Source organism: Candidatus Poriferisodalis sp., assembly GCF_965215815.1.
In the GTDB taxonomy this organism is placed as follows: Bacteria; Actinomycetota; Acidimicrobiia; order Acidimicrobiales; family Poriferisodalaceae; genus Poriferisodalis.
The window spans coordinates 574,489-599,428 of record NZ_CBDCEO010000012.1 but is presented as its reverse complement, the minus strand read 5'-3'; the positions used below and the strand labels follow the sequence as shown (position 1 = coordinate 599,428).

Sequence of the window (24,940 nt, the reverse complement as noted above, 5' to 3'; positions counted from 1 at the left end):
CCCGGGGCGGCCTATCAGAGATTGGCGAGGATGCGCCGGGCGGCGCGGGCGGCCGTATCGGTGCGCGTGCTGCCGGTGATCCGCCGGACATCGGTGCTGCTGGATACGGTTTCGGTGATTGCTGACCGCACGTCGTTGGCGACTGCTGCGCGGCCGCCCACGATGATGACCTGAGTGGGCCGGTAGTCCCGGATCAGCGCTGCGGTCGCTTCGGGCAGTGTTCCCTGATTGGTGTAGGCAACGGCCGCATTTTCGGTAGCCGCCGCCAGGGCTGCCGCCACGCCGACATCGGGCGCGGACCAACCGTTGGCGATCACCAGGGTGACGCCGTCGGGTGCGGCGGCGGGATTGCCCAGCACCCGCCGTGCCGTCTGTGCGGCGGTGTCGATGCGATCAGCGCCGGTCAGACGAGAGACGCTGGCATCGCCCGCCGCCGTGACGATCGCGTCGTGCACCTCGACGCTGATCGCCGCGGTGCCCCCGATGAGGATCACCCGCGCAACCCCGTAGTCGCCAAGCACCGCCGCTGAGGCATCGGGCAGCCGGTCCCGTTGGGTGTAGAGCACCGCCGAGCGGCCGCTGCGCGCAGCCAGTGCCGCCGCTGCGCCGATATCAGGAGGCGACCAGCCATTCGCCACGATCACCGTGACCCGGCCCGCCCCTGAGGGCCCACCCAAGATCCGGCGAGCCGTGCCCGCCGCCGTGTCGGCACGATCCGCGCCCGACACACGAGAGATCCCAGATTCAGACGATGCAGCCCGGATCTGAGTGCGCACATCACGAGACACCGCAGCATTGCCACCCACAATGATCACCTCAGCGGGCAAGGCTTCTCTCAACAGCTCTCTGGTCTCCTCCGACAACTCGTCGCCTGCGGTGTACACCACCACCGCACCGGAGCTACGCGCCGCCAACACCGACGCAACACCCACATCAGCCGCACTCCACCCGTTGGCTACCACGAACGTCGCCACACCGACATCAAAATCACCGCCGCCGCCGCCACCACCACCACCGCCGGGACCGCTGGGACCAGTCGGACCAGTGGGACCAATCGGACCGACCGGGCGTGTCGGACCGGCTTTCACCTGCACTGAGTTGACCGATTCGGCAAAGAGAATCTGGGAGTCGAAGGCGTCGATGTACTTGACACGGACTCTCAGCCAGTTGCCCAGATCGTCAGCGACAGGCCGGTAACTCGACGACATGGCGCTGTGGATCAGCTCCCAGCTGCTCGGGTCGTTGCGGTCATCGGAACGCCACCACATCCACTCGTGATCGGTCACCGGGACATCGGGCTCAGTCAGGGCCGCTCGTAGCGTCGAGCCCACCCCAGGCAACGTCGCCGAGAGCTCCAACATCCCGAGCTCGTCTTCGTTCTCGACCGTCACCGTCACCGGAAGCGTGCCGTAGTGGGTGCCGTCGAAGGCACGCACGGTGATTTCGTAGTCATTGCGGCGGTTCGAATCGGCGGGTTGCTCGTAATCGGGCGGCTGGGCGAACTTCAACTCGCCGGAGTCGTCGATCTCGAAATCGCCACGGTCGGCTCCCGCGAGCGACCACGTCGCAGTCACACCTTCGGGGTCGCTCGCCGAGTAGAGGTCGATAGTCGCCTCTCGGTTCTCGGGCCACGAGATATCCGTCTGGCCGCTCACCGCGGGCGGCTCGTTCACATCAGTGACTTGAACTGTTACATCCAGCGTCCCGTGCTGCGGCTGGGTTCCGTCATCGGCACGGATGGTGATGTCGTACACGTTGTCGGACGCAATGTCGTAGTCGGGCTGGTTCACGAAGCTCAGGACGCCAGAGTCCTCGTCGATATCGAAGTCATTGCTGTCGGGTCCGCTCAGCGACCACGTGACGTCCTCGCCTTCGGGGTCGTCGGCGGTGTATCGCCCGACGGCATCGAGGCGGTTCTCGGCGTAGGCGGGCGTCGCAGGACCCGAGACGACCGGCGGCTCGTCCACGTCGTCAACTGTGATCGTCACGAGCTGTGTCGCTGTAGAGCCTGACGGGTCACGCGCAGTCACCAAAACGCGGTAACTCGACTTGCGCTCGTGGTCCAGCGGGGCCTTGGTGCGCAACTGACCGGTCCGGGCATTGATGCTCAAGGAGGATCTGTCTGTGCCGCCGAGCGAGTAGGTCAGGTCGCCTTGATCGTCAACATCGTCATCGTCGGCCTCCACCGGATCACCGATGAGCGTCCCCTCTGCTGAGTCTTCTGCGATGTTGCGTTCACCCGTCTCGCTCGCCGGGAACGTGGGCGCGTGATTGTCCCGGTCGTTGAGACGTACCGGATTGGCCGACTCCGCCTGCGCCGTTCGATCCTCGGATGGCCCCAGTCCTCTGCTCTCGCGATCCGTGTACGTCGCCGTCGCCCGCAGGTAGTCGCCGATGTCGCTGGTTGAAGGTGTGTACGACGAGGTCGTCGTGCCATTTGTCGCGCCGCTCACCGAGGTCCAGTTCGACTGATCCGAAGATCGCTCCCAAGACCAAGTCGTGCTAGCGATTCCTCCATCGGGATCGCTCAGCGTTGCCGTGAGCTGAGCGCCGTCCTGCGGCTGGCTCGACGACAACGACGCCGCCCCGCTCTCGTCCACGTTGGTGACCGTCACCGTGAGCCTCTGAGTTGCCTTCTTGTTCCCGTCAGAGGCCTCCACCGTCACGATGTAGGAGTTGTTCCGCCCACTGTCAACCGGCGCTTCAAAGTCCGGTGCAGCGGCGAATTCGACGATGCCGTCATCGTGTCCGATCGCGAGGTCATCCCGATCAGTGCCCAGCAGCGTCCAAATGATGTCTTCGCCTTCCGGGTCGCTGGCCTCAAACCTGGCCACTTCGCCCGTGTGCTTCTCACCCAAGCTGGCGCCCGTGGGGCCCGAGGTGATGGTCGGCGCCTCGTCCACGTCGGTGACCGTCACCGTGACGTCGTGCGTGTCGTCGATATCGGAGTCCCCTACGAGCACCGCGTCGCCGTTCGCGTCCTTCCGGTCAGACGCCTGGACCGTCACCTGGTAGCTCGTTCCCCGGGTCGCCTCATGGTCCGGCGGGTCCATGAAACGCAGCACCCCGTTGCGGTCGATCTCGAAGAAGCCTGCGTCGGATCCCGCCAGCGACCACGTCACTCGTTCCCGTTCCTCAGGATCGTTCGCCCGGTACTCCGCGACAGTTCCGGTGGAGTTCTCGGGGTAGTTCCTGGTCTGGGGACCACTGATGTCCGAAGACTCGTTGACGTCCTCCACCTCCACCTCGACAGAGATGGCGTCGGCGTTGTCGCCGTCAGAGGCCTCCACGTCAACCTGGTACTTGTTGTCGCGGTCGTGGTCGGCGGGCATCTCGAAATCCGGCTGGTCCTTGAACGTCAGCGAACCTCCGGCGATCTCGAAGTCGAGCCGGTCCTCACCAGACAAGGTCCAGGTGATGCTGTCGTTCTCAGGATCGTCGGCGCTGAAGAACAACCCCGTCGAGGTGCTGTTCTCGTCGACCGCAGCCATGCCGTCGCCGGTCAGCGTCGGCTTCTCGTTCTGGTCGGTGACTGTCACCTCAATCTTGAGTTCGACGGTCGTCGTGCCGTCGGACACCTGGAGCGTCAGGTCGTAGACATTGTCGCCACCGACATCCAAGGGATCCTCGAAATCTGGCCTGACGTGGCCAAAATCATGGAGGAATCCGAGCACGCCAGTACCGCTGATATAGAACTGGTCTGCGTCGGCCCCGTCCAGAACGATCCGGACCAGTTCGGTGTCCGGGTCGTCGAAGTCGTAATCGAAGACTGCCTCGAAGCTGCCTTCGGGAAAGTCGATCTCGTGCGGGCTGGTGATCTCGGTGCAGTCGCCGGTATCGGTGCACTCCACCACGCTGGGTGGCTCGGCGGCATCGACGACCTCGATGTCCACGGTGATGGTGTCATCGACGGCTGTGTCGGCTGTGCCGTCGTCGGCCTTGCTGTCGGTGACCGACACCGTGACGGTGTAGGAGGAGCGGACCTCGTAGTCGGGGTCGAATGTGGTTGTGATCTGACCTGATGAGTCGATCCCGAACAGCGCAGCGTCGGAGCCGCCCAACGAATACGTCAACGTTTCGCTGGAGGTCACGCTCTCAAAGTCCTGTGCCGTGACGGCCGAACCGACATCGGCACCCGAACCTGTGTGCTCGCCGATCGAGCGTGTAGTGCGCTCCCCGTCGACGAAGAACGGCTCGCTGTCGGTTGCGCCCGGCGTTCCCCGTGCCTTCGCAGACCAGCCGCCCTTCCGATCGGCGACGGCGGTCACCGCTCGTACCTGCACGTCGTAGCTGACGCTGTCGGTCAGTCCCGAGATCGTTGCGATGCACGTTGCGGAAGTGCAGGTACTCGATGTCTCATCCCACTTGTCGTCGGACTTGTCCGCAGCATCGCTGCGGATGTGTCGAACCTCGTAACCGGTGATCGCCGAGACGCCTGTGATGTCGGGCTCGTCCCACGCAACCGTGAGCTCGCCCGAACCTGGTTGGACATAGCTCAGGGAAACTGCATCGGGCGACTGCCGGTGGCCGTACACCTTCAGGTTCCACGAGTTCACGGTGTTGCGGGATCCGCCGCGCACCTTGTCGGTGACACGCAACGTCCAGGTGCCGCGGGGGTCCTCGCCGAGGTGCCGTGCCGAACCGAATCTGAACACGCCGGTGAGCGGGCACGGATAGCCAGAGGCGCAGTCGGCTGAGTTCGGGACCGTCAGCACTGAAGTAGCGCCTTGCGGGGATTCCAGCTCGATCTCCAGGTTGCGAAAGCGCGGCGCGTCGAAGTCGACGTTGACCTCGACGAACTCGGTGAAGTCCACCTCGCCCTCGAGGCTGACCGTGCTGGAGACCGCGCCGCCGGTGTCAGGGATGCTGCGCGCGGTGTCGTACGACGCAATCGCCGTACGCATCGCGGGCGCCTTGGCCCAGCTCCCGGCAAGGCCGACTGCTGCCGATGCATCCACCACCCCGAAGCCGTACTGATGGTTGAAGCTGTAGGTGCCTGTCGTTCCGTACTTTGATGCGCCTGTCTCCCAGCCCGTGTCGGTGTCGTCGTTCGTGCGGGCCGATGCCGCCAGGATCAGCTTGACGTCGCGCCACGACAGCGTGGAATCGACATCTCGGACAAGCGCAGCGACGCCGGACACCATGGGAGCAGCGGAGCTCGTGCCGCCGAAGCGGTCGGTGTAGCGGCTGTAGCGCCAGGTGGTCGCGATGTCGGGATACACCTTGTCTGTGCTGTCTGAGGGCGCACAGACCCACAGGTTCGGTCCTTGTTCGGAGTAGTTCGAGCGCTTGCCGTCGTTGTCCACGGCGCAGACCGCGGTGACGCCGTAGTAGTTGGCGACCTCGTCCAACGAGGCCCAGTCGCCGTCGTCGTCGCCATTGCCGGCGGACCAGACGTAGACGACGCCGCTCCCGCTGTTTCCCTCGGTCACCCCAGAGTCGATCGCGCGTTCCCACAGTCGGCTCGCTCGGGAGGCTCCGGGGCCCTCGGAGGGTCCCCAACTGTTGTTGGAGACCGATGTCGTGACGCGGCCCCGCGAAGCGGCGTCGGCAGTGTTGAACGTGCTGTATGCGCTGAGCAAGTCGTATGCATAGATCGTGGCTCGCGGTGCCACGCCACGCATGCCGAGGCTGTTGTCGCGAGCTGCGATCAGGCCCGCCACTGCGGTGCCATGGCTTGACCGCTCGCCAAAGACATCATCGACGCGGCGATAGCTGTGGTTCTTGGACTCATCCACGTTCTGTTCCAAGTCTTCGTGCAAGTAGTCGAGTCCCTGGTCCACCACGACAACGTTGACGTTCGTGCCGTTGTAGGTGTTCCACACGTTGCCGAGGTTGATGTCCTCGCCGGCAGTGCCGCCGAACTGCCCATCGTTGTCGAGATGCCATTGGCACCCGAAGAGGGGATCGTTGACGCCAATAGGGGTACTGGTACGTGCCGCCGGGCAGGCCTCTGCCAATCGTTCGTAGGTGCTGTCGGGTCGCAGGAGCACGAGATAGGTGCCTGTGTCGCTCGCCTGGTCGGCCTGCACCCCCAGGTAATAGGTGCCAGCCGTCAGCGTGTCGTAGATGACGAAGGTGTCGATTGACCCGATCGAGATGTTGTAGCTATTCACGTTGAGAGCGGTGCCGACAGAGTTCTGCAGCGTGACCTCGATATCCAAGTCACGGCTGGACCCGACCAGCGCCACGCGGGTGGATTCGTCGAGCGTGAACTTGAAATAGTCGGTGTCGCCGGCAGGGCTGATATCGCCACCGGCGGTCTGGCTGATGTCGATTTCGTGTGCTGTCGCCCGAGAGCTGCCCGGTTCCGGCGATTCGTAGACGAACAGGTAGTACAGGCCGGAGTCGTCGCCGAAGAACGGCTCGGCCCTGATGTAGTAGGTGCCTGCGGCGAGCGTCGCACGCAGGGCGAACTGAAAGCGAGTCGGCTCCAAATAGGAATCATCGTTTATAGCAACGGACTCGCCGTCCGCGTCCAAGATGGTGCCGTACGTGTCGGCGACGAAACCGCTGGCACGCACGGAAATCGTCGTATCGGCTGCCAGTTCGAGCTTGAAGTAGTCGACATCGCCAGCCTGGAACAGCGATGTCGCACCAGTGTCATGGAAGACAGCCCTGGTGACGCTGTCGAGCCCGATCGGTGTCGCACTGGTGAGGCTCGTCGAGTCAGCGGACGTCTCCAGGTGCAGCGTGTAGGGGCCAGTGGCGCCGCCGTAGCCCGTGACCTCGATGTAGTACGTGCCGCTCGTCAACCTTCCGTCGAGCTTGAAGTTCTGTGGCCCGCTGGAGAGGTTCGCATCGTCGTTGCTGCCGATGAGGCTGCCACTGCTCCGGTAGAGCTTGCCGTAGGTGTCCGTGCTGCCCGCGGTCAGGGTGAAGAACTCGCGAGTGCCGCTGACGGTGAACCGGAAGTAGTCGATATCGCTGTCGGAGTCGAGCACGCCCCGCACGGGCAGCTCGTTCACCATCGCCGTCGCAGTGCTGCGAGTCGATCCCGGTTCACGCGGCGTCCCCGTCGATGTCGCCGACCAGTTCCCGTCGCTTGAGGTCACCGCCCGTGCCTGCACGTCGTAGGAGGTGCCATTGGTGAGAGGGCTCACGATGACCCGCAGGCTGCCTTCGCTCCACGCGTCGCTGATCTGGGTCCACTTGGTGTCATCGGCCTTGTCGGCGGCACTCGCACTCGACTCGATGTACCGCATGTCGTAGGCGACGATGTCGGCAACGGTGACACCAACCGGATGGTTCCAGGCCACCGTCAAGGCTTGGTCGCCGGAAGCCACCGCGGAGATGACGGGTGCTGCCGGTGTCTGCGCCCGGGCGTCAGTGCTCGACAGCACTGGCAACACCAGTGTTCCCATCAGCAGGAACACCACCAGCAGCGGCCGCCGCAACCGGGCCACTGCCGACAACATTCCGGAACTCGCTGCCGTGCTCACTTGGTCACGCGCTCGATCCACCAATTGGGGCTCGACAGCTCGACTCCGTCCTGGGAGGCGAGCGAATTGGCCAAGTTCAGCGACCCGAAGCCCGGCTCGGTCTCAATGAAGTAGCCGTTGTCGACGAAGTCCAACTCGGTCAGGAGGCTGTTGCTGATGCCGTTGCGCTTGAAGAACGCGTCAATGGCCGCCTGGTCCCAGCTCGAGTCCAAGATCAGGACGGCACCGCCGGGCAGCGCCATCAATTCGCCCGATTCAGACCAGAACACGGGCTCGTCCTTGGAGGGCAGCTGTTCGGTGGCATCACCACGCGCCACGATGTCGTCACCGGCGCTCTCGACAATGTCGTCTCGGGAAATGCCGTCACCGTCGGGCTGCACGGTGAGGTTGGGGTCGAGCCGTACCTCCAGGGTGCGATCGCCGTCCTCCCACGTATACATCTGGCCCAACGTCGGCTGTTGTGGCTCCAGCGGCGGCTCCTTGGATTCCCCACCAGCCGATTCGACATCTGCCGGCCCGACCTCGTCGCTGCTCGACACCGCCGATGTTCCCGAGTCCGTCTCGACAATGGAGCGCGAGTCCCGAAGGGACTCGCTGCTCGGACGCCACCGCGGGGGCCTTTTGGACGGACGCGGGCGCGCCGCAGGCTCGAGCGACGGCATTTCAGCTGAGAAAGCTTGCGCTGGCCCCGAGGACAGGCCTGTTGCGGATGCCTGAGGAGTGTCGACTCCAGGTGGCGCACCCGCGCTCACGACAACGCCAGCCGCAGCGTCGGCTGAGGAGGAGACCTGCGATCGCCAGTACAGAACGGCGGCGACCGCGAGCACGACCACGACAACGGACGCCATTCGCATCACGGTTGCGCGCGCCCGACTCGACCTCATTAGCCGGAAGAATATGTCGCGATTCGGAGCTGATCGGTCATATAACAGCGCGTATATCGCCAGCCGTCGACAGTCAGCGGCCGACGAGCGTCGGATCGTACAGCACCGGCCAGCCAAGACCGTCGCGGCCGACCAAAGTGCGCCCGAATCGGCCCGGTCCTGTCTATGCGGGAGTCAACTGGAAGCAGCGGCGGATTGTCAGAGGTTGGCGAGGATGCGTCGTGCGGCGCGGGCGGCCGTGTCGGTGCGCGTGCGGCCGGTGATGCGCCGCACGTCGGCGCTGTCGGGTGCGGTTTCGGTGATGGCGGCGCGCACGTCATTGCTGACTGCTGCGCTGCCGCCCACGATGATGACCCCGCTGGGCCGGTAGTCGCGTATCAGCGCCGCTGTGGCCTCGGCCAATGCTCCTTGTGCGGTGTAGGCGACCGCAGAGTTCTGCGTCGCTGCTGCCAACGCGGCCGCAACGCCGACATCAGGAGCGGACCAGCCGTTCGCGATCACCAAAGTGACGCCGTCGGGAGCCGCAGCGGGGTTGCCCAGCACCCGTCGAGCTGCCTGCGCAGCGGTGTCGATGCGATCAGCGCCCGTCAGGCGAGAGACGCTGGCATCGCCCGCCGCCGCGGCAATCGCGTCGTGCACCTCATCGCTGATCGCGACAGTGCCCCCGATGAGGATCACTCGCGCGACCTGGTAGTCGCGCAGCACAGCCGCCGACGCTTCGGGCAGCCTGGCGGCCTCGGTGTAGATCACCGCCGAGCGGCCGCTGCGCGCCGCCAGCGCCGCAGCCGCGCCGATGTCTGGCGGGGACCAGCCATTGGCCACGACCAGCGTGACCCGGCCCGCTGCTGCGGGTGCGCCCAGGATGCGTCGAGCCGTGCCCGCCGCTGTGTCGGCGCGGTCCTCGCCCGACACACGCGAGATCCCCGACTCTGACGACGCGGCGCGGATCTGGGTGCGGACATCGCGCGACACCGCCGCGTTGCCGCCCACGATGACTACCTCAGCAGGCAACGCCTCGCGCAACAGCACCCGCGTCTCCTCGGACAGCTCGTCACCAGCGGTGTAGACCACCACCGCACCAGAGGTACGCGCCGCAAGCACCGACGCCACCCCCACATCAGCCGCACTCCACCCATTCGCCACCACAAACGTCGCGATACCGACATCAAAATCGCCGCCACCACCGCCACCGCCACCACCGCTGCTGCCGCCAGAGGCACTGCCACCACCTCCCGGGCCGGAACCACCACCCTCGCCGCCATTGGTGCCGCCGCCTGGATCGATCACCGGGACCGACGTGTCGTCGCACGCGCTCAGACCCAGATCCTGCCCATCCAGCAGATCCGTCAACGAGAGTGGAATGCAGCCGGACAACTGATTGCTGTGCAGGTCGAGGATCGTGAGGCTGGTGAGATTGCCGAGCTCAGTCGGGATCGAACCCGTCAACTCGTTGCTGTGCAGGTCGAGGATCGTGAGGTTGGTGAGGTTGTCCAGCTCGGTCGGGATCGAGTCAACTGATTGCTGTGCAGGTCGAGGATCGTGAGGTTGGTGAGGTTGCCGAGCTCGGTCGGGATCGAACCCGACAACTGATTGCTGTGCAGGTCGAGGATCGTGAGGCTGGCGAGGCCGCCGAGCCCCGACGGGATCGAACCCGACAACTGATTGCTGTCCAGGTAGAGCTCGTGAGGCTGGCGAGACCGCCGAGCCCCGACGGGATCGGACCCGACAACTCGTTGCTGTCCAGGTACAGCTGCGTGAGGCTGGCGAGATCGCCGAGCCCCGACGGGATCGGACCCGACAACTCGTTGCTGTCCAGGTACAGCTGCGTGAGGCTGGCGAGGTTGCCGAGCCCCGACGGGATCGAATCCGTCAACTGATTGCTGTGCAGGTCGAGGATCGTGAGGCTGGCGAGGCCGCCGAGCCCGGACGGGATCGGACCCGACAACTGATTGCTGTCCAGATAGAGCTGCGTGAGGCTGGTGAGGTTGCCGAGCTCGGTCGGAATCTCACCTTGCAGGCCATAGCCCCCGAGCCGCAGCGCAGCGACGCGGGTAGAGCTGTCGTTCAGCCCCACGCCGTGCCAGGCTGCCAAGGACAGTGAAGTGCTCCAATTCAGCTCGGTTGAGCTGCCGCCCAAGAGGATCGGCTTCGCAGCGAGCAGGCTGGTGAGGCAGCTCAGTTCTCACCTTGCAGGCCGCGGTCCCCGATCGGCAGCCCCATGAGTCCGGTGTGCGTTCAGTGGTGGTGTGCGAGCGAGCAGCGGCGGAGCCTGAGCAGCCCCTGTGGACTGCGCGGAAGCGACTGTTGCCAATCCCAATCACCGCAGCGGCGGTGAACGCGAGCGTCAGTGCCGAGACACCGACCATGAGCAGCCGTCTGCGCTGCACGGCATTGCGTGCCCTGTGGATGACCGCGGCGTGGGTGTTGCCGGCAGACGTGTTGTGAGTCATCAGCTAGGAGTCCTCGGCAGGAAATGGTTGAACATGGTCAGCGCAGTAGTCCGGGACTCAGCGGTTGGCGAGGATACGTCGTGCGGCGCGGACGGCCGTGTCGGTGCGGGTGCTGCCCGTGATACGCCGCACGTCGGCACCGTCGGGCGCCGTTTGGGTGATGGCTGTTCGTACGTCGTTGGCGATTGCTGCGCGGCCGCCCACGATGAGGATCTGGGTGGGCCGGTAATCGCGGATCAATGCTGCGGTCGCGTCGGACAGCGCTCCCCGTTCGGTGTACGCAACCGCTGCATTCTCAGTCGCGGCTGCCAACGCCGCAGCAACCCCGACATCGGGCGCGGACCAGCCGTTCGCGATCACCAAGGTCACGTCATCAGGCGCTGCAGCAGGGTTGCCCAGCACCCGCCGTGCCGCCTGCGCAGCAGTGTCGATGCGGTCATCGCCGGTCAGACGCGAGATGCTGGCGCCGCTCACTGTCGCAGCAATCGCGTCGTGCACGCTCGATGCAATTGCGGCAGTTCCGCCGACCAAGATCACTCGCGCGACTTGGTAGTCGCGCAGCACAGCCGCCGACGCTTCGGGCAGCCTGCCCGCCTCGGTGTAGATCACCGCAGAACGGCCACTGCGCGCAGCCAGCGCCGCAGCCACGCCGATGTCAGGCGGAGACCAGCCATTGGCCACGACGAGCGTGACCCGACCCGCCCCCGCTGGACCGCCCAAAATGCGCCGCGCCGTGCCCGCCGCGGTGTCGGCACGATCCTCGCCGGACACACGCGATATCCCCGACTCCGACGACGCAGCCCGGACCTGAGTACGAACGTCACGCGACACCGCAGCATTGCCGCCCACAATGACCACCTCAGCAGGCAAAGCCTCCCTCAGCAGCACCCTCGTCTCTTCGGACAACTCGTCGCCTGCGGTGTACACCACCACTGCACCCGAGGTACGCGCTGCGAGCACCGACGCCACCCCCACATCAGCCGCACTCCACCCATTCGCCACCACAAACGTCGCAACACCAACATCAAAATCACCGCCGCCCCGCCACCACCGCCGCCGCTGCTGCCGCCAGAGGCACCTGCCACCTCCCGAGCCGGAACCACCGCCGCTGCCACTCGAACCGGCGGGACCACCCGAGCCTGCGCGGCTTGGCACCGACTGCACTGAGTTGATCGATACCGCCTCTCGCTCCTTGTCAGGAGCCTGATTAGGGTCTTGGGGGCTGTGGACGTCCTTGTACGCGACACGCACCCGCAGCCAGTGACCCGCATCGGCGGCGACAGGCCAGTACGTCGATGTCGTCGCATCGGGGATGAGCTCCCAGCCGCTCGCACCGTGCCGGTCCCCAGAACGCCACCACATCCACTCGTGAGCAGTCAACGGGCGATCGGGATCAGCCAGGGTCGCCACCAGCGGCTCGCCCACCTCAGGCGGTTCGGGCGGCAGCTTCAGCGTCCCGGGCTCATCGCGGTCGGTGACCGTCACCGTCACCGTCAGGGTGCCGTGACTGTTGCCGTCGAACGCACGCACGATCACCACATAGTCGTTGCGGCGATTCGAATCGGCGGGCTGCTCGTAGTCCGGCGGCGCGACAAACTGGAGGCTGCCGCCGAGGTCGTCAATCTCAAAATCCCCGTGGTCCAGTCCCGTAAGCGACCACGTGACCGTCACGCGCTCCTCAGGCTCAGGGTCGACCCCCAAGAAATCACCAACAACCCCGCCGCGCCCCTCCTGCCACAAGATGCCTGTCAGGCCGCTTTGGCCGTCCAAAGTGCACTGACCGCTCTGACAACTGACCACCGGTGCCTCGTCCACCGGCGTCACTCGCACCGTCACCGGATACTCGCCGGCCAACTGTCGGTCGTCCTCGGCCACGACGACGACCTCATAGTCATTGTCCCGGTCGGCGTCACCCGGAATGTCATGGTCCGGCTGACTGCCGGGCCTGAAACTCAGCACCCCGGAACCGTCGATCCGAAGCCGTCCCGCGTCGGCACCCTTCAGGCGCCACGTGACAGCTTCGCCCTCAGGGTCCGCCGCCTTGTAAGGAGAAACAGCATTGGCACGGTCCTCCGCATAGGTCGGCATGTCGAGTCCCCTGATCTCGGGCGCCTCGTTCACGTCTTCGACTGTGATTGTCACCGAGATCGTTGCCGCTTCCCGCGAGGGATCGCGAGCTGTCACGATGACCCGGTAGTGGTCGCTGGGGGTACGCTCGTGATCTAATGCCGCCCTGGTTCTGAGCTGACCGGTGCCGGGGTCGATGTTGAACAGAGCGGCATCTCGCCCGCTCAACGTGTAGGTCAGTTCATCGCTGTCGAGATCGACCGCCGCAACCGGCGCGCCGATGCCACGACCGGCTGCCGTGTTCATCTCAGTGTCCTCGTCGACAGACCGCTCGCCCATCTCCGTGGTCGGGAACTCCGGCGGTTCATTGGTGACCGGTGCTGCGAGTACCGGCCCGAGAGACGAGGAGTGGACCTCCTTGTTGGGGCCCTGGCGGTCCCGGTACGACACCGTGACCCGGAGATAGCGACCCACATCACTCACGTCAACGTCATCGCCGCCGACGGGCTCATACGAGCGCGAGTTCGCGCCGCCGATCGTGTCCCATCCCGACTGCGAGTTGACCTGCGAGCGCTCCCACGTCCAGATGGTCCCGCTCACGCCGCCGTCTGGGTCGGTCAGCACAGCCGTCAATGCCGTACCGGCTTGCGGCTGCGAGAACGGCTCGAACTCGCCAGATTCCTCCGCATTGGTGACCGACACGGTCAGGCCGCGCGTGTCCTCCAACGACCCGGCAGTCGCAACCACGGTCACCGCATAGGAGTTGTTCCGTCCAGCATCAGTCGGCGCCTCAAAGTCCGGCGCCGGGTCGAACTCGACGACTCCGAAGTCGTCGATCTTCAACGCCGCCGAATCGGGGTCCCTCAGCGTCCAGTCGATGGGGTCGCCTTCTGGGTCCTCAGCCACGAAAGCGAACGAGCCTGTGTTGCCCTCCGAGATAGATCCGCCGACCGGGCCTGAGGTGATCTCCGGCGGTTCGTCGACATTTGTGACCGTCACCGTCACATCGACCCAGTCATCGACCGACGTGTCAGCGTTGCCCTGTTCGTTCTTGCCGTCTGATGCTTCGACCGTGACCCGATACGTGTACCCCCGCGCCGCTTCGCGATCAGGCGGACTCTCCGATTGCTTGAACCGCAGTATCCCGTTTGAGCTGATCTCGAAGAAGCCCCGATCGGTGCCCGACAGCGACCACGTCACCTGCTCGCGCTCCTCTGGATCGTTCGCGCTGTAACCGGCGACGATGCCAGTGCTGTTCTCGGGGTAGTTCCAGACAGACGGCCCGGTGATCTCGGGAGGCTCGTTGACGTTTCGCACTACCACTTCAACCGGGAGCGATTCCAAGTTGGCGCCGTCGGAAGCCTCGACGTTGACGTTGTAGGTGTTGTTGCGGCCTTGGTCGGTCGGCATCTCGAAATCCGGCGGGTGCTTGAACGTCAGCACGCCGCCGATGATGTCGAATTCGAACCGATCCGCGCCCGACAAGGTCCATTCGATACTGTCGTTCTCCGGGTCGTCAACGCTGAAAGACAGGCCTGTTGCGGTGCTGTTCTCGTCCACGGTGGCTGTGTCGGAGATGCCGGTCGGGAACGTCGGTTTCTCGTTCTCGTCGGTGACGGTCACCGTTATATCAAGGGTGGCCCTGTTGACGCCGTCGGAGGCCGCGATCCGGATCTCGTAAACGTTGTCGCCATTCGCATCGAGAGGGTCCTCAAAGTCGGGCCTGATGTGGTCAGGATCCTGCAGGAAGCCGATCGGCGCGCGGTCGTTGAGGTAGAACGTCGCTCCGCTGAGAAACAACACCGCTTCGTCGGGCCCTTCGAAGCCCAATCTGACATCCTGACCCTCGGGGTCAGTCACCGTGTAGGTGCCGATGTTTGTTTGCGTGCCCTCGACAACCTCGATGGCGGCGGGACCCTCGATGACGGGCTGCTCGTTGGTATCGAGGACATCGACCGTCACCGTGACGGTGTCGTCGGTGGCGTAGGTGTCGTCGATTCCGTCGTCGTCGAAGCTGTCGGTGACCGAGACCGTGAAGGTGTAGGTCTCGCGACTCTCGAAGTCCGGGTCGAATTTCGTCGTGAGCTGCCCTGTCGAGGCGTCGAGCTCGAAGAAGTCCGCGTCGGTGCCGTCCTTTGCGTAGGTCAACGGGACGTCTTCGGCATCCGACGCCGCTATCGCCGAACCGACTTCAGCACCCGAGCCGACGTTCTCGGCAACCGTGCGCGTCGTACTCTCACCATCGACGAAGAACGGCTCGCTGTTGGTAGTGCCTGGCGTCCCACGCGCCGTAGCGGACCACGCACCGGCACGACTGCCGACCGCCCGAACCTGCACATCCCGCTGGACGCCGTCCATCAAGCTCTCGATCGTGTAGCTGCGACTGCTGGGTGTGCCGGCGCCGGTGACGACAGTCCACATCGCGTCCGACTTGTCGGCGGCGTCGCTGCGGATATGACGAACGTCGTATGAGGTGATGGACGAAGTGCCGGCATAGCCGGGTTCGTCCCAGACGACCCTCAGAGAACCCGACCCAGGCTGCACAGACTGCAACGGCACCGGATCGGGCGACTGGCGATGGCCGTACACCTTCAAGTCCCACGAACGCACGACGTTGACCGAACCGCCGGCGACCCTGTCGGACACTCGCAGCGTCCACGTCCCCCGAGGATCCTCGCCAAGATGACGAGCCGAGCCGAATCTGAACACGCCGGTCAGCGGGCAACTCGCTGAGCCTCGGCAATCGGCCGAATTCGGCACTGTCAGCACCGATGTCGCGCCCGACGGCGACACCAGATCGATGTTCAGGTCACGGAAGCGAGGTGCATTGAAATCGACATTGATCTCGACAAACTCCACGAAATCCACGTCGCCACCGAGATTGACCGTGCTGGTGATATTGCTGTTCGTGCTGGGAATCGTCTGGGACGTTCCGTAGGCAGCGGTCGCGGTGCGCATATCGGGCACGTTCGTCCAGTTCTGAGCGAGCGCGACAGCTGCCGAGGCATCTACCACTCCAAAGCCGTACTGGTGGTTGAAGCCGTAGCAGTCACTCGCTGTGCTGCAGTCCGACGCTGTCGAGCCGTACTTGCGGCCGCCGGTCTCCCAACCGGAATCGGTCGCGTCGTTCTTGCGGGCTGACGCTGCGAGGATCAGCTTCACGTCGCGCCACGTCAGCGTCCGGTCAACCGCTCGGACGAGAGCGACCACACCCGACACGATCGGCGCTGCGGCACTGGTGCCGCTGAACGTGTCCCTGTAACGGTTGTAGCGCTGCGTGGTCGTTATGCCCAGTTGGCGCTTACGGATGCTGCCCCCGGGCGCGCACACCCACAGATTCGGACCCTGCTCGGAGTAATACGACCGTTCGCCCTTGTGATCAACGGCACACGCTGCAACGACGCCGTAGTAGTTGGCGACCTCGTCCAGCGAGGCCCAGTCGCCGTCGTCGTCGCCGTTGCCAGCGGCCCACACGTAGACGACGCCCTTGCCGTCGTCCCCCTCGGTCACGCCTGTATCGATCGCCATCTCCCGGAGCTGGCTGGTCCGGGCTGCACCGGGGCTGTCCTTTAGCCCGTAGCTGTTGTTGGATACCGAGGTGGTGCGGCGGGCACGTGTCACCGCATCGGCGGCGTTGAATCCGCTGTAACTGCTCAGCAGGTCATACGCGTAGATCGTTACGCGCGGCGCGACGCCACGTATGCCGGCGCTGTTGTCACGCGCTGCGATCAGTCCGGCCACCGCTGTGCCGTGACTCGTCCCCTCGCCAAAGACATCACCGTTGGCGCGGTAGCTGTGGTTCTTGTCGTTGTCGACGTTGTCTTTCAGATCCTCGTGGAGGTAGTCGAGGCCCTGATCAACCACCACGACGTTGACACCGGAACCCATGGTGGTGTTCCAGACGCTGCCGAGAGTGGCGTCGTCGATGTTGATGTCCTCGTCAGGAGTGCTGCCGAACTGACCTGTGTTGTTCAGGTGCCACTGGCACCCATAGAACGTGTCGTTGATGCCCGCGGGTGCTGATGGGCAGATCTGCTCCAGATACGCGTATCGGCTGTCCGGTCGCAGGAGCACGAGGTATTTGCCAGTGTCACCGAATTGGTTTGCGTCGACTCTGAGGTAATAGGTGCCGGCCGCCAGCGTGTCGAAGATCGCAAAGGTGTGGACGCCCCCTGAGAAGTTCACCTCGTAGTTGCTGACATCCAGCGCTAAGCCGGTCGAGTCCTGCACCGTGGCTTTGATGTCCACCTCGCGGCTCGAGCCCACGAGTGCAACCCGGGTCGACTCGTCGAGCGTGAACGTGAAGTAGTCGCCTGCCGCATCAGTTGTCCCGCCCGCGGTCTGGCTGATGTCGATTGCGGCCGCCGATGCCTTGGAGCTGCCGGGTTCGTCGGACTCGTAGACAAACAGGTAGTACAGGCCGTAGTCGTCAAGGTCGTACGGCTCGATACGGATGTAGTACGTGCCCATTGGGAGTGTCTCTCGCAGGGCGAATTGGTAGCGGGTCGGTTCCAGGTACGAGTCATCGTTGTCCGCAATGACCGCACCGGTGGAGTCCAGGATCGCTCCGAGGGTGTCGGCGACGAATCCGCTGGCACGTGCAGTGATCGTTGTCTCAGCGGTCAATTCGAGCTTGAAGTAGTCCACGTCGCCGTCAAACGAAGAAGTCGACGTGGTGTCGTGAATTACAGCTCCTGTGATGCTGTCGAGTTCGATGTTCGTCGCATTGCTCAGACCGGTCGAGTCGGCGGAGGTCTGCAGGTGCAATGTGTACGGGCCGGTTGCGTCGCCGTAGCCGGTGACCTTGATGTAGTAGGTGCCGCTGGTCAGCTCGCCGTCGAGTTTGAAGTTCCGCGGGCCGCTCGAGAGATTCGAGTCGTCGTTGCTGGCGATGGCGTTGCTGTTGCCGCTGTAGAGGCTTCCATACGTGTCGGTGTCACCCGTGGTCAAGATGAAGTACTCGCGCGTACCGCTCACCTGGAACCGGTAGTAATCGATATCGCTGCTTGAATCGACCACACCCCGTACCGGCAGCTCGTTGACGATGACCGTGGCCGACGTTCGTGACGAACTCGGTTCGGCGGGCGTTCCCGTCATCGTCGTCGACCAATTCCCGTCACTTGAGGTCACCGCTCGTACCTGCAGGTCGTAGCTGGTGCCGTTCGTGAGCGGGCTCACGATGACCCGCAAGCTCCCCTCTTCCCACGCAGGGTCCAAGACGGTCCACTTGGTGTCGTCGGCCTTGTCAACGGCACTCGCGCTCGTTGCGATGTAGCGCACGTCGTAGGCCGTGATGTCGGCGGCGTTGACCCCGTCAGGGGCATTCCACCCCACCGTCAAGGCCTGGTCGCCCGAGGCCACCCCGGAGATGATGGGAGCAGCCGGCGTCTGCGCATGCGCTTCATTGCTCGCCAACACCGGCAATACGAGCATTCCCGCGAGCAGGCACACCACCAGCCCCGAGCGCTTGAGCCGGGACACGGCCGAACGAGTCGAGAGACGTTCTGAGGGATTCACTTAGTAACGATCTCGGTCCACCAATTCGGGCTCGCCAGCACGACACCGTCTTGGCCAGCCAGCGAATTTGCGAGATCGAGTGAGGGAATGCCAGGCTCGGTGTCGATGAAGAAGCCGTTGGCGACGAAGTCCAGCTCGGTGAGACGGCTGGCATCGATCCCGTTGCGTTCGAGGAAATCGTCGACGGCTGCGACGTCCCAGCTCGCATCGAGCACGAGGACTGCACCACCGGGCAACGCCATCAACTCGCCCGAGGACGACCAGAACACGGGATCACCCTTCGCACGAAGGGATTCCGTGGCATCGCCTCGCACCACGACGCCGTCGCCCGCGCTGGCGCTGATGTCCTCCCGCGAGATGCCGTCGCCGTCGGATTGGACAACCAGATTCGGATCGAGCCACACCTCCAAAGTGCGATCGCCGTCCTCCCACGTGTACATCTGGCCCAACGTCGGCTGGTGTGGCTCCAGCGGCGGCTCCTTGGATTCCCCGCCAGCCGATTCGACATCTGCCGGCCCGACCTCGTCGCTGCTCGATACCGCCGATGTTCCCGAGTCCGTCTCCGCAGCGGCACGCAAGTCCGCAGATGGTTGATGACCAGGCGCTACCGCTGGAGCTTTGGGGACCAGCGGGACCGCCGCGGGCTCGAGCGATGGCAGTTCTGCTGGCAATGCCACCGCCGGCTGTGCAACAGAGTCACCCGAAGCCGCTTGAGAGCCGCTGGCCTCCGCAGGCGCGCCGGCTCGAACGATGGCGTCGCGCTCATGGCTGCCCATGAACCCCGTGGCCTGCAGGCCCCAGTAGGCAAGCCCGACGAACACACCGATGAGAGCGAAGATGGTCGCTGCTCGGGCCGCCGTGTTCGCGCCAACTGCATGCATCTAGCTCATGTTATGTATGCATGAGGCGGGATCAGCGAATTATGGGACCTGCTTGGTCGACAAACTACCGACCGACGAGCGTCGGGTCGTACAGCACCGGCCTGCCAAGACCGTCGCGGCCGACCAGAGTGCACGCGAAAACACCCTTCGCACGCAGCACGTTGGTGGCTGCATCATCGAGACGCTCAATGCTGAGTCGGCCCTCGGCGACCGCCGCCTCGATCTCGGAAAATGCGGCCGCAGCATCTTCAAGACCGCCGACGAGCGCGAGATCTGCGCCGGCCGTAATGGCCAGCAGTGCAGCTTCGCTCACCGACCATTGGCTGCGGATGGCGCCCATGACCAGCGAGTCGGTCACGATCAGTCCGCTGTGGCCCAGCTCGTCGCGCAGCAGGCCGTTGATCGCCGCCGGCGACAGAGACGCTGGCATCCCGCCAGTCAGTCCGGGGACGTTGAGATGTCCCACCATGACGGCCGCGTCTGTCGCCCCGACGACGGCTGCGAAGGGGAGTAGGTCGCGCTGGCGCAGCTCAGAAAGCGGAGCGGTGGATGCGAGTTCCTCGTGAGTGTCCGCAGAGGCCCCGCCGTGACCTGGGAAGTGCTTCACCACGGGAACCACTCCCCCAGCGCTGAGTCCCTCCACGGTCGCCATGCCGTAGTCGGTGACCGTGGCGGGATCGTTGCCGAATGATCGGTCCCCGATGCCTTCCCCGCCACCGACATCGATGACCGGGGCAAAATTCATGGTGAACCCCAGCGCTGCCATCTTGCGAGCGTGATTCGCTGCCTGTTCAGTCACCTCAGCCGGGGACTTGGCGGTTTGCGCCGCCGCTGAAGGCAACCGACCAACTACGCCGGCGAGTCGTTGCACCCGACCGCCCTCCTCGTCGACGGCAAAGATCAGCGGGATTCGGTCAGCGAAGTCCTGCAGCTCGGCAATGCGGCGCCAGACATGCTCGGTGACAGGGCCCTGCAGCAGGATTCCGCCGATGCGGCGGTCACGTGCTTCCTCGACGGCGAAACCAAGCGAGCGCTCACCCAGCGCAGTCATGATCGTCTGTCCGATCCGGACCGGCAGCGACAGCTCAGCTGTGCACCATTGATCGATATCGGTCCACCACGCCCCCGAGAGCAGCTGGCGGACCCCGACGCCCGAGAGCCAGCCCAACGGTCGTTCCTCGCCGGTGAGCACGGTCGGTCCCGGATCGCCAATCGCCACCTCGCTGTTGTCAGCGAGCTGCAACCACACTCCAAGTGCCCCGGGCGCACCGAGGCGCGCACCGACGACATTGGTATGGATCGGGGGCTGATCTCCGACGATCGGCAGGATGGTGGTGCCGATGGCCTCGATCGAGCCGTCGGCGCCGATCAGCCAGTAGCCCACGCCGGCCGGTCCGCGCAGCACTGCCACGATCCGGGGCGCCGCAGGCTCCCCATCCGACCCAGGGGACTCCGCTTCGGGCGCCACCGTGACCAGCGGCGGCGAATCGGACTCGCCACTGGACTGCGCTCCCGCACCTGGAGACGCAGCCAGCCAGCCCGCTGCGCTGAGCAGCACTGCGAGGCAAAGCGCTGCCCGCACCGAACGTGATGGCGGTTGCCGCCGAGTCGCGGGCGCCGGTTGCTCCGGCGCGCTGGCGCCACAACGCATCATTGCGACGACAGGCGTTGATCCAGCTCCTCGGCGGACAGCAGTTGATGCGGCAACTCGACCCTGCTGGCGCCGTCGGGATCTACCTCGATCGGTGCGGTGAAGTTCACATCGCGAATAAGGCAGAACGTCTCGTCCACGGCCGGGCAGTAGAACACGACAGCGGTGGCGCTGAGCACGGCTGTGCCCGAGTCTGCGTCGACGGTGGCGGCCAGACGCACCGGCATCTCCGGACCCCGAGCCTCGTAGCGAACGCTCCCTTGCGGGCGTACCAACGCGGTGTCATCTGATGACCATTCAAACTCGAACAGTCCCTCGACATTGAACTTGTAGCCCTCGGGCACCTCGAGTTCGAGCACGATCTCGATGGGTCCCGGCGCGACTTGCTGTGGCAACAGCACGACCTCGTCGTCGATCACGCCGGTGGCCGTCACCGTCGCAATCTCCAGGTTCGACAGCTTCAAGGTGGACAACTCGCCCGTCGCGAGATTGAGCGTCCGTATGCGGTGGTTGTTGGTATCGGCCACGTACAGCGTCGTCGAGGTGGCGCTGAGTCCGCTCGGCTCGGCAAGTTGGGCCTCTGTGCCGAAGCCGTCTCGCAGTCCCGCTGTTCCGTCGCCGGCAACCCCCGTCGATGTCATCGTGTCGAGGTCCAGCGCCTTGATGCGATGGTTGTACGTGTCTGCGATATAGAGCAGGCCCTGCCCGGGAGCGTCGCCGACGTACTCGATGCCGATGGCGTGCTGCAGGAGCGTCTCTTCGAAGCTCCCGATCTCATCCCCCCACACAAAGAGATGCCGGCCAACAAGCGTGTCCAACTGGCCGTCGGGGCCGAATGAGACCTGCCTCACCGCGCTTGCCTCGGGATCGGTGAAGTAGAGCGAGGCCTCGTCCGAAGCCAGCCCTGACGGCTGCGACAGGGTGGCCGCCAGCCGGTGACCGTCGTCGAGACCTTCAGCTCCGGTGCCGGCGAAAAAGTCGAGCGCGCCCCGCGTCAAGTTGAGCAACCAGAGCTGGTGCCGCCCTGCACCTGCGATGTAGAGAAGATCGCCTCGCAGATGCAGGTCCCATGGCGACGCTATGGCCGTCTCGGTCGCGGGGCCGGGCCCAAAGGCGGTGACGGGTTCACCGGTCCCGGCCACCGTGGTCACCTGGCGAGTACGCAAGTCGGCAGCCCGGATGAGATGGTTCTCGCGATCCGCGATGTAGAGCGTTCTGCCGTCGGCATCCAGTGCCATGCCCTGCGGCCTTCGGAACGTGGCCGCGGCGAACCCGCCGTCGGCTCGGCCTTCTCCCCCTGTGCCGATCACATCGATGAGCTCGCCGTCAAGCTTCGCTACGAGGATCCTGTGGCGTCCCGTGTCGGCAATGAAGAGCCGGTCACCCGCTTCATCGGCAAGCACCTTGCCAGGGAAGCTGAGCACTGTCGGCAACGCGGGAGTGATGTTGAGCAGTTCGCCGAGCGGAGTGGGGTCGATCAGCCCGTTGTGGCCATACTCGGCGGCCATCGTGGCGATGACCGGTTTCAGACGGTCGTAGACCCCTTCGCCGGCGACCGTGCCGACCACCTTGCCCGTAGGGTCGACGACTGCCACGGTCGGCCAGGCGTTGACGCCGTAGGCAGTCCGCAACAGCTCCAAGTTGTCGTTCACGATGGGGTGCTGGCGGCCGTACCGGATCGATGCCTCGCGCACAGCCTCGGACGTGCGCTCGGTGTCGAACTTCGCCCAGTGCACGGCGACAACGACGATCTCGTCGGGGTGCTCGCGCTCAAGTCGATGGAGGTCGGGGATGATGTGGATGCAGTTGATGCAGCCCTGAGTCCAGAAATCGAGGATGACGATCTTGCCACGCAAATCGCCGCTCATCGACAGCGGCCTGCTGACGTTGAACCAGTCGTAACCGGCCGGGAATTCCGGCGCAGCAACGTTTCCCTCGAACGTCAGCGGCACTGGCTCGGCCTCGGTGGTTGCCGTCGCTGCGGTTGCTGAATCCGCCCCGTCTTCGGAGATGCCTGTTGCCGGTTGAGATGTGCCCGTGCTGCGCTCGGCAACCTCGGTCGTGGCGGTCGTCGGTTCACCGGCCTCTTGGGAGGCACAGGCACCCGCGAGCAGCAGCACTGTGGCAACAGCGACAAGAAAGCGTCGCGCCGGCTTGCATCGGGCCCAGCAGTGTCGGGGCGAGCTGCGGGGCCTGCGAGTGACGCCTCTCATGGCGTCTCGCATCTCCTTCAGGCCCTGCGAACAGTGCGGCGCGAGTCCACAACGCCGGTGTCGAACCCGGCGCGGTGCAGGCCGCCGTGGAACCTGGCGTGCTCGATCTTGAGACAGCGGTCCATGACGACGTCGAGGCCGGCGTCGTGGGCCAGCTTGGCGGCATCGGAGCTCCACAGGCCGAGCTGCACCCAGAAGGCTTTGGTGCCGATCGCAATCGCCTCCGAAGCCACGCCAGGCAGGTCGGCCGGTCGGCGAAACACATCCACGAGATCGGGCACCACCGGCAGGTCCGCAAGGCTCGGGTAGCACCGCTGGCCGAGGATCTCATCAGCTACCGGGTTCACGAAGTACAGCTCGAAGTCGGTGCTTGAGCTGAGCAGGTAGGTCGCCACGAAGTTGGACGGCCGTGCCGGATTCGCCGAGACGCCCACAATCGCCACAGTGCCCGTGCGCCCGATGAGCGCTAACCGCTCGGCGGCGCCGGGCTCGGTCCAGCCATCGACCGGCTCATGGACAATCGTCATGCGGGCACCGCCTTCGCGAGAGCTTGGTCCAGATCCCAACAGATGTCGTCGAGATCTTCGAGGCCGACCGACAGCCGGATCATGTCGGCGCTGACGCCTCCGGCTGCCAGTGCTTCTTCGGACAGCTGCTGATGTGTGGTGGAGGCTGGATGGATGACCAGCGTGCGTGCATCACCGACGTTCGCCAGGTGGCTGACCATTTGCAGCGCCTCGATGAAATCGGCGCCCGCTTGGCGCCCGCCCTTCACGCCGAAGGTGAAGATGGCGCCGGGTCCCTGGGGCATGTACTTACGGGCAAGTTCCCGGTAGGGAGAGGACGCCAGACCGGAGTAACTGATCCAGCTCACTGCGGGGTGGGCTTCGAGGTGCTCGGCGACGGCCTGCGCGTTGGCGACGTGCTCGTCCATGCGCTGGGGCAGCGTCTCGAGACCCTGCAGCAACAGGAATGCATTCATCGGTGACAAAGCAGCGCCGATGTCACGCAGCTGCTCGACTCGCAGCTTCGTGCAGAAGGCGTACTCGCCGAAGTTCTCCCAGAAGCGCAGATCGTTGTAGCTCGCCACCGGTTCGGTCATGTTGGGGAACCGCCCGCTGCCCCAGTCAAAGCGACCTGATTCGCTCACCACCCCGCCGATCGAGTTGCCGTGCCCGCCGATGAACTTCGTCGCCGAATGCAGCACGATGTCGGCGCCGTGCTCCATGGGCCTGCACAGGTACGGCGTGGCGAACGTGGAGTCGACCACCAGGGGAAGGCCGTGGGCGTGGGCAACCTCGGCGATCGCAGCCAGATCGGGAATGGATCCCGACGGGTTGCCGACGATCTCCGTGTAGCAGAACTTGGTGCGGTCGTCGATGGCGGCGGCATAGGCGTCGACGCTGTCGCCGTCGACGAATCGAGCCTCGATGCCGAAGCGTCCCAGCGTCACGTCGAACATCGTGTGGGTGCCGCCGTAGAGCGCCGACGAGGTGACCAGGTTGTCCCCGGATTCGCACAGCGCAGCTGCGGTGAGAAACTCCGCCGACATTCCCGAAGCGGTGGCGACGGCGCCGATGGCGCCTTCGAGGCTCGCGATCCGTTCTTCGAACGCATTGACGGTGGGGTTGGAGATGCGGGTGTAGATCGTCCCGTACTTCTGCAGGGCAAACAGATCCGCAGCGTCGGCGGTGTCCTCGAACACAAAGCTTGTGGACTGGTAGATGGGAACCGCGCGAGCTCCTGTGGCTGCATCGGGACGGCCGCCCGCGTGCAGGGCGCGCGTGCGGAACCCGAACTGGTGATCGCTCATCGAACGCAGCCTACGACGGGCT

The 24,940-nt window shown here is 64.9% G+C and carries 10 protein-coding genes and 1 pseudogene; all 11 read right to left on the bottom strand.

What is annotated here, in order from left to right; all coding sequences use genetic code 11:
* Positions 1–14: 14 nt before the first annotated feature.
* The gene (locus tag ACOOHB_RS04655) at positions 15–7,418 is read right to left on the bottom strand and encodes a cadherin domain-containing protein (protein ID WP_420443644.1); all 7,404 of its coding nucleotides are present in this window, start codon (positions 7,416–7,418) and stop codon (positions 15–17) included.
* A 20-nt stretch (positions 7,419–7,438) separates the two neighbouring features.
* Entirely contained in the window at positions 7,439–7,981 is a 543-nt protein-coding gene (locus ACOOHB_RS04650) for a hypothetical protein (protein WP_420443643.1), read from the bottom strand.
* A 543-nt stretch (positions 7,982–8,524) separates the two neighbouring features.
* Positions 8,525–9,820, bottom strand: a complete 1,296-nt coding sequence (locus ACOOHB_RS04645; protein WP_420444659.1) for a cell wall-binding repeat-containing protein — start codon at positions 9,818–9,820, stop codon at positions 8,525–8,527.
* On the bottom strand, positions 9,769–9,984 hold the full coding sequence (locus ACOOHB_RS04640) for a leucine-rich repeat domain-containing protein (protein ID WP_420443642.1): 216 nt from the start codon (positions 9,982–9,984) through the stop codon (positions 9,769–9,771). The genes ACOOHB_RS04645 and ACOOHB_RS04640 overlap by 52 nt, the downstream gene beginning before the upstream one ends.
* Positions 9,985–10,025: 41 nt before the next feature.
* Positions 10,026–10,400, bottom strand: a pseudogene (locus tag ACOOHB_RS04635) (hypothetical protein); the annotation flags it as partial.
* Between the two features lie 433 nt (positions 10,401–10,833).
* Entirely contained in the window at positions 10,834–18,360 is a 7,527-nt protein-coding gene (locus tag ACOOHB_RS04630) for a S8 family serine peptidase (RefSeq protein ID WP_420443641.1), read from the bottom strand.
* The gene (locus tag ACOOHB_RS04625) at positions 18,357–19,241 is read right to left on the bottom strand and encodes a hypothetical protein (protein WP_420443640.1); all 885 of its coding nucleotides are present in this window, start codon (positions 19,239–19,241) and stop codon (positions 18,357–18,359) included. Before ACOOHB_RS04625 ends, ACOOHB_RS04630 begins: the two co-directional genes overlap by 4 nt.
* A 64-nt stretch (positions 19,242–19,305) precedes the next feature.
* Entirely contained in the window at positions 19,306–20,823 is a 1,518-nt protein-coding gene (locus ACOOHB_RS04620) for a glycoside hydrolase family 3 protein (protein ID WP_420443639.1), read from the bottom strand.
* 68 nt (positions 20,824–20,891) lie between these two features.
* Positions 20,892–23,105 (bottom strand): thioredoxin-like domain-containing protein, encoded by a 2,214-nt coding sequence (locus tag ACOOHB_RS04615; RefSeq protein ID WP_420443638.1) that lies wholly within the window; start codon positions 23,103–23,105, stop codon positions 20,892–20,894.
* Between the two features lie 17 nt (positions 23,106–23,122).
* A complete protein-coding gene (locus tag ACOOHB_RS04610; RefSeq protein ID WP_420443637.1) occupies positions 23,123–23,632 on the bottom strand; it encodes a CoA-binding protein in 510 nt (169 codons plus the stop codon).
* The gene (locus tag ACOOHB_RS04605) at positions 23,629–24,918 is read right to left on the bottom strand and encodes an O-acetylhomoserine aminocarboxypropyltransferase/cysteine synthase family protein (RefSeq protein ID WP_420443636.1); all 1,290 of its coding nucleotides are present in this window, start codon (positions 24,916–24,918) and stop codon (positions 23,629–23,631) included. The genes ACOOHB_RS04610 and ACOOHB_RS04605 overlap by 4 nt, the downstream gene beginning before the upstream one ends.
* Positions 24,919–24,940: the final 22 nt, after the last annotated feature.